The sequence below is a fragment of the Nocardia sp. NPDC057272 genome (assembly GCF_042668615.1).
GTDB lineage: Bacteria > Actinomycetota > Actinomycetes > Mycobacteriales > Mycobacteriaceae > Nocardia.
Map to the genome: position 1 here is coordinate 153,232 of NZ_JBHUYK010000007.1, position 11,865 is coordinate 165,096.

Below are 11,865 nucleotides of genomic sequence, written 5' to 3' on the forward strand. Positions count from 1 at the left end.
GAAAGGTCTGATCACAGCTGGATAAACCGCTGCGATGATGTCGGGAATCGACGGCGATTGCCCACTCGGTGGCTATGCGCCGCCGAGGGGCGTGCCGCCACTCAGGCTGATCAGGGCGTCGACGAACGGCAGCGCGCCGTTGCCGAGGCTGGCCATGCCCGTCGCGAACAATTCGTAAAAGGATCCCACGTGTTACTCCTGAATATGGGGAAATTCAGCATCTGGGCTGAATCGACGATGCCGACGAGTGGTCGGGGTTACGGGAAGAACGCTTCCACCGAGCCCAGGAAAGTCCCGAGCAGGAGGTCGCCCGAGTTCGCGGACGCCATTCCGCCCAGGACGCCGAGTAGCAGCTCATCGAATGAGCCCATGGTGTATCTCCTTGCGCTGTTGTCCAGCCCCCGGAACTGGGGTGGTCCCTCGGTTCGGGTGGCTCTCATCATCGGTAACTGATGTGATGCCGGTAACGTAGCGCCGTCGTAGATGTGTGGCAAGGCGATGTTTCACTCATCGTGAATCGTTCATTTTTTTCATTCCTGATGGAAGCTGCTCAGCGGTTGCCATCACTGTCGGCCGGACTGCGTGTGACCTGTAGTTACCGCGACTGTCTGGCACAGTAAACCAGGATTCCACCGTGAACGTCCTCGTTCGCCGCAAGTTCGTCAAGGGGGATTGATGACGATGCTGGGTAGTCTGATCAGCGGCTGCTCTGTGAGTCTGGGTGAGTGGAGACTGTGGCTTGCGGCGTGAGGTTCTTCGATGAGGGGTTCTGGCCGCATCGGGCGAAACGGCCGTAGCTTCGTAGCTGCCTGTTGTCGAGTGGTTCGCCTCGGTACTGGATGTCCGGCGATCGCGCCGACGTCGGCAGTCCTCTTTTTTCCGAGACGGACCTGGCGTGAATCATGTCGATCAGCTATTGAAATGACGCGTTGACACCTGGCGGGGGTAGTAGGTACGAATGGGTCGGGGGCGGACCGTCAACGGCCCGCCCCCGACTGTGTCACCGTGTGTTACTTACCCGGCGTCGGCGTCCCGCCGCTGACCGTGATCAGCGCCTGAATGAAAGGCAGGACGGCGTCGCTCAAGCTGCCTGCGCCGGTCGCCATCAATTCGTACAGGGATCCCATTGTGTCTTCTCCTCGGGTGATGAAGTAATTATCGTTGGTCGGGCGGCGCGTTTACGGGAAGAAGGCCTCGACCGAGCCGAGGAAGGCTGCGAGAAGGCCGTCGCCCTCGACCATGGAACCCAGTCCCGCAATTGCGGCCATCATTATTTCCGTCAGCGAACCCATGGTTAATCTCCTTGCATGATCGGTAAGCATTCCGCCGGAAAATGGTCGTACCGTCGGTCGGAATGTGGATCACAATCAGATCTCTGTTGTGATGGGGGTAACGTAGCTCCGCTCATTTCCTACGGCAAGGAAATCGTCCGATTCGTGCAATTCGGGCAGAGATCCTTCCTGATGGAAGTGCCGGTGGGTATTGGTACCTGTCACGAAGGATCGAGCCGTGACCTGTACGGACGTCCAATCCCGTCAGATCCGACGATGAACGGCCACGTTCGCCGCCGGATCTGTCAATCCCCCTGGAGTTTGCCCCGCCAGAGACGTGCCGGAATTCCGCTGACCAGATCTTGTCGCCGCAGCACCTGGATGCGCCACGGCGTGAGGCGAAGTACCTGGAAGGCCCGGTCGTCGGCGCCCTGCCAGAACTGTCCGGGGTCGTAGCCGGCACCGGGTGGACTGCCGTGCCGGTACAGATCCCACACGTGTGCGCGCTCGCCGGGATCATCGGTCCATTCGGCGACCGCGTCGACGGCGACGGTGTTCTGTGCCGGGCTCCAATAGGAAAACGTCACATGCGGATTCCCCGCGATATGGGCGGCCTTCACCGGCGTGCGGTAGGTTCCGAGCCAGCCGGCCGGGTGGTCGGAATCGGTTTCCCACACCGGAATCAGGACGCGCGACCGTGGGCGTCCCTTGGCGTCGACGGTGGTCATGGTCGCGTAGTTGACGGCGCCGACGATGGCGTCGAAGTCGGGCTTGATATCGGCGAACGTGTGCACGTGGGCGCGGGTGCGGTTGCTCACTGCTGATCCTCCACGCGTGCACCGGCGCGGCGGCCGACGGTGGTGAGGACGAGGTCGGTGGTGCCGCCGTCGAGGAAGCCGTCACGCCCGACGGTGGCGAGGTAGCGGCGGACGTGGTCGGTCACCGGGAGATCGGGGCTGTCGGTCACGGTGTGAGTCATGGATTCACCGTGCCCGGGTGGGCTTCGGACGGACTCAGGGTCTACTCGAGGTGGTCGGGCGATCGAGGTCGGTCGACGGTGTCCGCAGTGAGCTCAGGGCCGGTTCGGGACTTCCGCGAGGTGCAGGGTCGAGGGTTCGGTTCGCTCACCCTCGGCGAGGGTGTCGGCGAACTGGTTCGCTCCGATGTCGGCGAGGATGCGCGCCTCGATGCGGTCGACGTCGCCGCGTTCGGCCTCGGGCAGCGGGGCGCCGGTGGACCGGCGCAGTGCGTCGGCGGCACCGAGTAGCCGCGCGGCGTGGGCCGAGGATCCGGCGAGCGACCGCGCTCCGGCCAGGCCTTCCAGCGCGAGTGCGTGGGCACGGGGGTCGCCGGTGCGCAGGGCGCAGGCGAGTCCACGCAGGTGCTGCCGTTCGGCTTCGCCGGCGTCATCGGCGAGTTCGGCGGTGAAGCCCAGTTCGGCGAGGATCAGGGCGGCACCGAAATGCGACCCCGCCCGCAGATGCCAGTCCAGCCAGGTGCCGAGGTACTCGCGCGCCGCCGCCAGGTCGCCGCGGCGGCGCGCGACGAGACCGAGCCCGAGTACCGCGGATTCTTCCCCGACGAGGTGTCCCTGGTCGACCGCCACCCGACGGGCCCGTTCGTGCAGTTCGGCGCTGCGGTCGAGCTCACCGCGTAGCAGTGCGATCCGGCCGAGCGAGGTGAGCCGCTCGCCGACTTCGGTCCACAGACCGAGTTCCTCGGCGGTGGCCAGCGCGCCGCGGTGGTGGTCACGGGCGGCGTCGAGGTCGCCGGTCACCTCGGCGTGGCTGCCGAGCAGGAATCCGGCGATGGCCTGGCCCCAGCGATCGCCCACCTTCGCGAACAGATCCCGGCTCCGCTGGGCGTGCGCGCTCAGGCCGATCAGGTCGCCGCGGGCGAAGGCGTCGCGCGCCAGCGACACCGAGGCCGCCGCGACGCCCCAGTCATCGGCGTTGTCGGCGAAGGCGTTTCGCAGGTCGGCCGCGTCGTCCATGCCCTGGTGGGCGGCGAATCCGGAGTAGACGTGCGCGAGGTACCAGCGGGCACGCAGTTCGGCGGGTGTGGGTCGCTCGGCGAGGGCGGGCAGAGCATCGACCGTACGGCCGGCGCCGATCTCGAGAGCGCCGCGCCACAACAGGGCAACCCGGCGTGCGGCGGGCGCGGTCTTGCCGGATACCGCGACGGCGATGTCGAGTGACCGGATGCCCTCGGCGAGTCGTCCCCGCATCACCCAGTACCAGGCGAGGGCGTTGACCAACCGCAGCGCGTCCTCGGATCTGCCCGCGGCACGGGCGGTCTCGAGTGCCCGTCGCAGGTCGGCCGATTCGGCATCGAGCCGGGACAGCCAGCGGCGCTGGTCACCGGTGCGTAGGTGCTGGTCGGCCAGTTCGGCGAACGCGAGGTAGTAGGCGAGATGGCGCAGCCGCGTGTCGGATTCCTCGCCGCTGTCGCGCAATCGGTCCGCACCGTAGGCGGCGACCGACTTCAGCAGCCGGTAGCGCGGGCGGGTATCGGTGGCGGGGGTGATGATCAGGGAGCGGTCGACCAAACGGGCCAGCAACTCCGCGACCTCGGCGCCCGCGATGTCGCCACCGGCGCAGACGGCCTCGGCCGATTCCAGCGTGCCGCCGTCGGCGTGTGCCGAAAGCCGCCGCAGCACAGCACGTTCGGGATCGTCGAGCAGTTCCCAGCTCCAGTCGATCACCGCACGCAGGGTGCGCTGGCGATCGGGTGCGTCCCGATAGCCGGACGACAGCAGCGTGAAACGGTCCTCGATCCGTTCGGCGAGCACGTGCACCCCGAGCGCGCGGACTCGCGTCGCCGCCAGTTCCAGTGCCAGTGGCAGGCCGTCGAGATGGGTGACGATCGTCGCGATCGCCGCCGCATTGTCGTCGGTGACAGCGAAGCCGGGCGCGCTCGAGCGGGCCCGTTCGACGAAAAGCTGTGCGGCAGGCGAGGTTTCCACCTCGCTCGACCCCGGTCCGGCGGCGGGTGCGGTGGGCAGGGCCAGCGGTGCCACCGGCCGGATGTGCTCGCCCGCGATATTCAGTGGCACCTGACTGGTTACCAGCACCCGCAGCTCCGGTGCGGCGGCGAGCAGCCGTGACACCACCGTGGCGGCCGCGTCGGCGACGTGCTCGCCGTTGTCCAGCACCAGCAGCACCTGCTTGGCCCGCACCGCCTCGGCGAGATGGTCGAGCTGAGAGCCGTTGCCGGGCACCGGGAACGGGCTCGAACCGGCCGAATCGTCACGGACATCGAAGGCGCCCGCCACGACTTCGATGACCGTCGTCAGCGCGCTGTCGGTGTCGGTGCCCAGGCACAGTCCGGCGAGCTCGACGAACAGCACGCCGTCGCGCGCCGGATGCGCGGCCGCGGTGGCCAGTGCCAGGCGGGTCTTGCCGACACCGCCCGGCCCGGTGAGCGTCACCAGCCGTTCGGCGCCGATCAGCGCCTCGACCGCGGCGAGATCGTCCGCGCGCCCGATCAGGGAGGTGGGCGGCACGGGCAGGTTCCGGCGCGGTGTCACCGGTGCCGCGGGCGCGGGCCGCGCGGGCGCACCGAGAGCCGGATCCTGTTCCAGCACAGCACGATGCAATGCGGTGAGCTCGGGACTGGGATCGAGGCCGAGCTCTTCGGCGAGGTGTTCGCGCAGCCGACGGTAGGTTTCCAGGGCTTCGCCGTGCCGACCCGACCGGTACAGCGCCAGCATGTGGGCCGAGCGTAACCGTTCCCGCAGCGGATGGAGCGCGGTGAGTTCACCGAGTTCGTCGGCGACCTGATCGTGTTCGCCGAGCGTGATCCGGGTCTGCGCGAGTTCCTCGACAGCGGTGAGCCGCTGTTCCTCCAGCCGCAGCACCGGGATCCGCGCGAACTCGTGATCGGCGAGGTCGGCCAGGGCCTCGCCCCGCCACAACGCCAGGGCTTCGGCGAGAAGCGTTGCCCGAGCGGCGGTGTCGTCGGTGGCGCGCGCCCGGTGGAGCAATCGCTGGAACACCTGGGAGTCCACCGAGCCGTCGGTGACCTCGAGCAGGTAGCCGGGGGAGCGCGACACCAGCAGCTCGCGCCCGCCCACCTCGGCGTCGCCGAGAACCCGGCGCAACTGTGAGGCTCGCGTCTGCAACGAACCAGCGGGGTTGGCGGGCAGGGCCGTATCCCACAGATGCTCGACGAGCCGGTCGGTGGGCACGATCCGGCCCGGTTCGACCAGCAGTGCGCCGAGCAGAACCCGCACCTTGAGCTCTGGAACCCGGACGGATTGTCCCCCGTCGGTCCAGACCGCCAACGGACCGAGCACTCCGAAACGCATGTCACCCACCCTAAACGGCCCGTTCGCCGGCCCGACGGCGCACGGCGGGCGGCGCGGCGCCTCGACCATCGCGCCGGACAACCGCTCGAGGTCGTCTGGAGTCGACCCGAAGGGTTCCTGAAGCGCGGCCCGGCACTGTCGGTCCCAGTTCGAATCGTCCTCGAAGGGAAACTCCTGATGTCCGAGTTCACCGATGTCCCCGAGCGGGCAGGTACCCGCCAATGGCTGGGACTCGCGGTCCTGCTCCTGCCCACGGTCCTGCTGTTCCTGACCATGACCGTGCTGTTCCTCGCTACCCCGTATATCGCCGCCGACCTGTCGCCGAGCAGCGGTCAGCTGCTGTGGATCAACGACATCTACGGTTTCGTGATGGCCGGTTTCCTCGTCACCATGGGCACCCTCGGTGACCGGCTCGGCCGCCGCCGGCTGCTGCTGGCCGGGGCCGTGCTGTTCGGCGCCGCCTCGATCCTGGCCGCGTTCGCGCCGGGCCCCGAACTGCTGATCGCCGCCCGGGCGGTGATGGGCTTCGGTGCGGCCGCCGTCATGCCCGCCACATTGTCGCTGATCACGACCATGTTCCGGGACGACAGGCAGCGCGCCACCGCCATCGGCCTCTGGGCCGCGTCGGTGTCGGCGGGTGTGGCGCTCGGGCCGCTGCTGGGCGGTCTGATGCTCGCCTCGCTGTGGTGGGGTGCGTCGATGCTCATCGGTGTGCCGGTCATGCTGGTCGTCGTTGCCGCGGTACCGGTGCTGATTCCCGAATACCGTGCGCCGAGCGCGGGTCGACTCGATCCGATCAGTGTCGCGTTGTCGCTGGCCGCGCTGCTGCCGTTCGTCTACGGCGTGAAGAAGCTGGCCGAGACCGGATTCGCCGCCGAATCGCTGCTCACGCTGCTCGCTGGTGTGGTGTTCGCGGTGGTCTTCGTCCGCAGGCAGCTGCGCCTGGCCGATCCGCTGCTCGACGTGCGACTGTTCGCGAATCGCACGTTCAGTGGGTCGCTCGGTGTGTACATGCTGGCCGCCGTCGCCCTGGGCGGGGTGTACCTGCTGTTCACCCAGTACTTGCAGCTGGTCGCGGCCCAGTCGCCGCTGCAGGCCGGGCTGTGGATTCTGCCCGCCGCCATCGGCCTGGTCGTCGTTTCCACCGTCACCCCCGCTCTCGCTCGCCGCGTTCGTCCCGCCTATCTCATCGCCGCGGGCCTGGCAGTCTCGGCCGTCGGCTACCTGGTGCTCACCCAGGTCGGTAGCGTTGCCGGGCTACCGCTGCTCATCGTCGGCTTCTACGTCCTCTACCCGGGCATCGCCCCGGCGATGGCCCTGATCCCGGGCCTGGTCATCGGTGCGGCCCCGGCGGAGAAGGCAGGCGCGGCCTCGGCCGTGAACAGCACCGCCAGCGACCTGGGCGTGGCATTGGGCGTCGCGCTACTCGGTAGCGTTGGCGCGGCCATCTACCGCGCCGATATGTCCGATGCGGAGGGAGCCGCCTCGGAAACCCTTCCTGCAGCGCTGAGTTCGGCCGGGTCGCTGCCCGCCGGCCTCGCCGATTCGCTCGTACTGGCTGCTCGGGAAGCGTTCACCAACGGACTCAACGCCGCCGCGTGGACCGCCGCGGTGCTCTCGGCAGCCGGTGCGGTGCTGGCGGTGGCGTTGCTGCGGCGGATCCCGGCGGGGGCGACCTCGGTGCCGGAGACAACGGAGGTTACGGAAGCAGGCGGTGTCGCCGAGCGAACCACTGTCGCTGTCTGACGGTCGCGAAATCTCGCCGACCGACAGCGGTCCGCAGCACCGGTTCGCCGGGTGCTGCGGATCGCTGTAATTCGTTGCCCTACAAAGTATTTCGAAGGGCTTCGCCGAGGATCCCGCAGTTGTGCGTCGGCGACTACCGCCGGTCGACTCGTTCATCGGGGGAGGTGCGGCCGGTGACAACCATCAGTAGCTCTGCCGCCGTACCGGTGATCGGTGTGCCGTTGCCCGCGGTCCAGGAGCTGTCGGTGGCTCGCAACGAGTATCCGGCCAGCCGATTCTGCGCGTGGAAAGGTGCGCCCATCGTCCACACGCGGTCCAGTGCGAGTTGCGCTGCCGTAGGTGGCATCACCCGGTCGATGCCGAGCGGAACGGCGATGTCCTGCCCGTGCACCAGCAGATCCATCAGCCGATCGATCGGTGTGGTGCCGATCGGGATGACCCTGGAGTCGATCGTGGCGCGCAGTTCGGCGAGCAACTCGGCGGTCGGTGTCCGGTCGGCGTGCCGGACAGCGGTGTCATGGATGAGGCGGTCGGTGTTGCCGCGAGCGCGGATCAGGTTCACCAGCAAGGCCGCGACCGTGACGCGGGTGGCCAGTACCAGGTGGGCCACGACGTCCCGGATCCGCCACCCCTCGCACAGTGACGCGGTGTCCCATGCCGATGCGGGCAGGCCGCGCAGCAATTCGACCAGGGTGGTGCGTTCGTCGGCCACCGCCTGCCAGATCGTGTCGTTCCTCGTGTCCGGTCCGGTCATCGTCGGTTCTCCTTCGCGTGGGCGTCCTCGGTACCGTAGGAGTTCCACCGAGGTGGAGGTGCCAGCGAAAGTGACTCACATCACATATCTGACGATCGGCGAGCTCGCCACCAGGACCGGCGTCGCGGTACGAACAGTCCGGTACTACTGCGATGCGGGCCTGCTGGACGCGGCGCGCACGCCCACCGGACATCGAGTGTTCGAACCCGGCGCGGTCGACCGGCTGGTGCTGCTTCGCCGGCTGCGCTCCTTCGGCATCGGACTCGCGTCGATCGAGGACGTGCTCGACGGCACCCGCTCGCTCGCCGAGGTGATCGCGACCGAACGCGTCGCCGTCGACGACGAACTCGACGCGTTGAACCGTCGCCGGGCGCTCCTGCGCGCCGTCGAATCGGCCGCTCCCGACCGGCAGGACGAACACCTGAATCTGCTTGCCGCCGTGGTGGACCCGCGAGCGGCCCACGATGTGCTCGTCACGTTCTGGCGCCGCCAACTCACCCCGCTACCGGCCGCGGCCATCGACGGTTTCCTCAGCATGAACGTCCCCGAGCTGGCACCCGACGCCCACCCCGAACACCTCCTCGCCTACGCGGAACTGATTGCCGCGGTATCGGATCCGGAGACCGCCACCGCCGTGTACGACACCATCCGCCACCGCAGCACCCCCGGCATCCGCGACGAACGCCGCCTCCTGTTCGACGTAGCCGATGCCTGCGTCGCGGTCGCACCTCTCGTCACCGCAGGCCAGCCACCCCGCCCCGGCCCTGAACTGGACCATTACGTCGCGATCCACGCGACCGCCCGCGACCGCCACGACACCCCGTCCTTCCGCCGCCAACTCCTCGTCGACGCCGCGGGCGCAGACCAGCGAGTCCGCCGATACTGGCACCTCACAACAACTCTCACCGGCGAAGCCGCCACCTCCGGCACCACCCAACTCTGGCTCGTCGACGCCCTCACCGCCTCGGTGACGTGAAAAAGGGAGGCCGATGAACGGCCTCCCTTTTTCACGACGCAGAACTCAGGGAACGACTTCGACGATGTCGCCCGGCTCCAGCCACTCGTAGTGTGCCTTGGCGCCTTCCGGAGTCAGGCGGATGCAGCCGTGGGACTGCTCCTCGGTGGGTCCGATGTGGTATGCGATGTCACCGTTGAAGAAGACCGCGTACTCCATGGGGGCGTTGTGCAGGGTGCTCCAGTGGAACGGCTTCTTGAAGGCCACCTTGAAGACTCCGGGCGGCGTTTCGTAACCGGGGCGGCCGTGGGACATCGGGCTCGGCCCGAAGGTGACCTTGCCGTTGTCCATCAACCACGCGTTGTTGGTCGACAACTGCAGGCACGCACGGGCTTTCTCGCTGCACGGGGCCACCACGGGCTCCGGCGGCGGGGCGGGAATGATGGCGGGCACGCCGGGCACATCGGGCCCGCCGGGCCATAGTGGTTCGGCCTGAACGGGTGCTGTGACCGCGGCCCCGACCACCGCCGCGCACATCGCCGCCTGCACGGCCCATCGGGGAATACGACTACTACTCACGAAATCTTGCCTCTCTCGCCGCGCCCACCCCTGGTCGTCGTACGCCCAGAACATGAGCTTTCACCATCGACACAAGCCTCGGAAACATAGAGGTACAGCGATCATGGAGTATTACGATCGTGTTGAGCAAGCCCAGGGCCGGGCTACCGGCGCGTCACGCGCCGCAGCGGATCGACCCGGGCCGCCGCGGGAGGGTTCGCCCGGAACACGCGGGCCGCCAGCGGTGGCAACACCATCAGCCGGGTGAGCTGGTTGCGCAGCCAGATCCCGGTGTTCGTGGCGGGGACGAGCATGGCGCTGCCGGGGCCGACCGAACGCTGGCGAGCTCGCACGATCGGGCGGAAGTCGTGTTCGTAGCGGGCGAAGGCGGCGGCGTGGCCGTAGCTTTCGGCGAGGGTGGTGGCGAGACGATGCGCGCCTTCGATGGCGAGGGCGGCGCCCGAACCGGAGAACGCGGTGGGGCAGTAGGCGGCATCGCCGACCAGACCGACACGGCCGCGCGACCAGTTCGGCATGCGGATCTGCGTCATCGCGTCGAGGTAGAACGTCGGATCGGCGGTGGCGGCGTCGAGCAGGGCCGGGATTTCCCAGGCAGCGCCGGCGAATTGTTCGCGCAGTAGCTCGATCTGTGACGGCCTGTCGCGCGGGAAGTCGAACTCACGCGCTGTGCGAAACGCGAAGAACGCTTGCGCGTCTCGGTGATCGCCGGATCGATACACTCCGGCGACGCGGCCCGGCGTGTTGTGCAGCGTCACCTCCCGCCGCGCGCCGAAGCTCACATCCACCGTGGCGGTCGCGAAGCCGATGCCGAGCGGGTGCGCCGCCTCGGCCTCGCTCAGCACCGCGAGATTGCGCACCCGCGAATGCAATCCGTCGGCGCCGAAGACCAGGTCGAACTCCGCACCGGTGCCACCGGCGAAACTCACCTGCACCACGTCGCCGTCCTGGGTGATGGTGTCGACGGTGTCGCCGAAGCGGTAGTCGACGTCGTGAGCGGTGGCGTCGTAGAGAACGCGGGCGAGGTCGCCGCGCATCACCTCGATATCGCCGGGCTCGTCGAAGGTGCTGGTCGGCATACCGGCGACGCGTCGTCCCTCGGCATCGACGAAGGTGAGCGCCCGGATATCGGTGGCGAGGTCGCGCAACGCGGGCAGCACCCCCATGGATTCGGCGATACCGACCGCCGCGCCGCGCAGATCGACGCCGTTGCCGCCCGCGCGCAGCGCCGGAGCTTGTTCGGCGACGGTGGGACGGAACCCCTGGCGGGCGAGCCAGTAGGCGAGAGTGGGCCCGGCGATGCTGGCGCCGGAGATGAGAATGCGGGGACTGGTCGACATGGCGACTCCTCAGTGACTGACCGTTGGTCAGTTTCCACGGTAAGCTTCTGACCGGTGGTCAGTCAAGGGATAGAATGCGCCGATGAGTGATGACGCAGCGGTCGGCACCAGGGAGCGCATCCTTGCCGTCGCGATGGATCTGTTCGGCGCGCACGGTTACCACCGCACGACGGTGCGGGCGATCGCCGACCAGCTGGACATCTCCAAGGCCGGTGTCCTCTACCACTTTCCGAGCAAGTACGACATCCTCGCCGGACTGGCCGAGCCGCTGCTCGTCGCCCTCGCCGACGCCGTGGCCGCGGCGGCCGACCCCGATCCGCGGATCGCTCGCAGGCAGGCTCTCGAAGGCATTCTCGAGGTCTACATCGAGCATCGATATCTGCTGCGCCTCAACGTCAACGATCTCGCGCTCGCCGCGTCGGGCAGCACCTTCGAGCGGTTCCGCGACTTGGTGCTGGCAGCGAACGTGCTGGTGGCGGGACCGAATCCGACGCTGTCCGACCGCGTGCGCGCCGTGCAGGCATTGGGCGTGCTCAGCGACCCGGTGGTGTTGTTCGCGGACGAATCGCCGGCTGCCCTGCGTGCGGAAGTGCTGGCGGGGGTGGATCTGCTGTACCCCGACGAAGCGAATACTGTTGTGGCGCACCGTGGTAGGCCCACCCTGCTCGATGAGAAGGGGGTAGCCGCGGCGCGCAGGATGAGCCGGGTCGAGCACCGTAGCGCCTCGGAGATCGCCGCCGCCCTCGGCGTCTCGCGAGCAACCGTGTATCGGTATCTCAAGGACTAATTATGAGACGAATTATGAGACATTAATGAGACGATTGCGTGCGCACTTGACGACTTAGGTAAGCCTGACCTACTCTGATCTCGGCGTACGGATGAGCCGGTGGTCCCGAGGGCTGCGGTCGACTCCG

General features: G+C 68.1%; 9 protein-coding genes. 3 read left to right on the top strand and 6 right to left on the bottom strand.

What is annotated here, in order from left to right:
- Positions 1–1,576: 1,576 nt before the first annotated feature.
- From ACFULV_RS13280 to ACFULV_RS13290, 3 genes are all read right to left on the bottom strand, one after another.
- Entirely contained in the window at positions 1,577–2,089 is a 513-nt protein-coding gene (locus tag ACFULV_RS13280) for a pyridoxamine 5'-phosphate oxidase family protein (protein ID WP_378627227.1), read from the bottom strand.
- Entirely contained in the window at positions 2,086–2,250 is a 165-nt protein-coding gene (locus ACFULV_RS13285) for a hypothetical protein (protein ID WP_378656202.1), read from the bottom strand. Before ACFULV_RS13285 ends, ACFULV_RS13280 begins: the two co-directional genes overlap by 4 nt.
- Positions 2,251–2,343: 93 nt before the next feature.
- Entirely contained in the window at positions 2,344–5,580 is a 3,237-nt protein-coding gene (locus tag ACFULV_RS13290; protein ID WP_378656205.1) for a BTAD domain-containing putative transcriptional regulator, read from the bottom strand.
- Between the two features lie 177 nt (positions 5,581–5,757).
- Between ACFULV_RS13290 and ACFULV_RS13295 the strand changes: the two genes are divergently transcribed.
- Positions 5,758–7,326, top strand: a complete 1,569-nt coding sequence (locus tag ACFULV_RS13295; RefSeq protein WP_378656208.1) for an MFS transporter — start codon at positions 5,758–5,760, stop codon at positions 7,324–7,326.
- A 133-nt stretch (positions 7,327–7,459) separates the two neighbouring features.
- Here the strand turns inward: ACFULV_RS13295 and ACFULV_RS13300 are convergent, their stop codons facing one another.
- Positions 7,460–8,080 (bottom strand): maleylpyruvate isomerase family mycothiol-dependent enzyme, encoded by a 621-nt coding sequence (locus tag ACFULV_RS13300; protein ID WP_378656211.1) that lies wholly within the window; start codon positions 8,078–8,080, stop codon positions 7,460–7,462.
- A gap of 70 nt (positions 8,081–8,150) precedes the next feature.
- On the opposite strand from ACFULV_RS13300, the gene ACFULV_RS13305 reads away from it, so the two are divergent.
- Positions 8,151–9,056 (top strand): MerR family transcriptional regulator, encoded by a 906-nt coding sequence (locus ACFULV_RS13305; protein WP_378656214.1) that lies wholly within the window; start codon positions 8,151–8,153, stop codon positions 9,054–9,056.
- Between the two features lie 45 nt (positions 9,057–9,101).
- Here ACFULV_RS13305 and ACFULV_RS13310 read toward each other — a convergent pair whose 3' ends face one another.
- Both ACFULV_RS13310 and ACFULV_RS13315 read right to left on the bottom strand, forming a co-directional pair.
- Positions 9,102–9,614: a L,D-transpeptidase gene (locus tag ACFULV_RS13310; protein ID WP_378627236.1), complete on the bottom strand. Its 513-nt coding sequence runs from the start codon at positions 9,612–9,614 to the stop codon at positions 9,102–9,104.
- Between the two features lie 143 nt (positions 9,615–9,757).
- Positions 9,758–10,951: an FAD-dependent monooxygenase gene (locus ACFULV_RS13315; protein WP_378656216.1), complete on the bottom strand. Its 1,194-nt coding sequence runs from the start codon at positions 10,949–10,951 to the stop codon at positions 9,758–9,760.
- An 82-nt stretch (positions 10,952–11,033) separates the two neighbouring features.
- On the opposite strand from ACFULV_RS13315, the gene ACFULV_RS13320 reads away from it, so the two are divergent.
- Positions 11,034–11,738 (top strand): TetR family transcriptional regulator, encoded by a 705-nt coding sequence (locus ACFULV_RS13320; protein ID WP_378656218.1) that lies wholly within the window; start codon positions 11,034–11,036, stop codon positions 11,736–11,738.
- Positions 11,739–11,865 lie beyond the last annotated feature (127 nt).

What these genes read in the sequence shown, in the direction of transcription:
- ACFULV_RS13285 (WP_378656202.1), bottom strand. Translation starts at nt 2,250, where the DNA reads ATGACTCACACCGTGACCGACAGCCCCGATCTCCCGGTGACCGACCAC.
- ACFULV_RS13290 (WP_378656205.1), bottom strand. Translation starts at nt 5,580, where the DNA reads ATGCGTTTCGGAGTGCTCGGTCCGTTGGCGGTCTGGACCGACGGGGGA.
- ACFULV_RS13295 (WP_378656208.1), top strand. Translation starts at nt 5,758, where the DNA reads ATGTCCGAGTTCACCGATGTCCCCGAGCGGGCAGGTACCCGCCAATGG.
- ACFULV_RS13300 (WP_378656211.1), bottom strand. Translation starts at nt 8,080, where the DNA reads ATGACCGGACCGGACACGAGGAACGACACGATCTGGCAGGCGGTGGCC.
- ACFULV_RS13315 (WP_378656216.1), bottom strand. Translation starts at nt 10,951, where the DNA reads ATGTCGACCAGTCCCCGCATTCTCATCTCCGGCGCCAGCATCGCCGGG.
- ACFULV_RS13320 (WP_378656218.1), top strand. Translation starts at nt 11,034, where the DNA reads ATGAGTGATGACGCAGCGGTCGGCACCAGGGAGCGCATCCTTGCCGTC.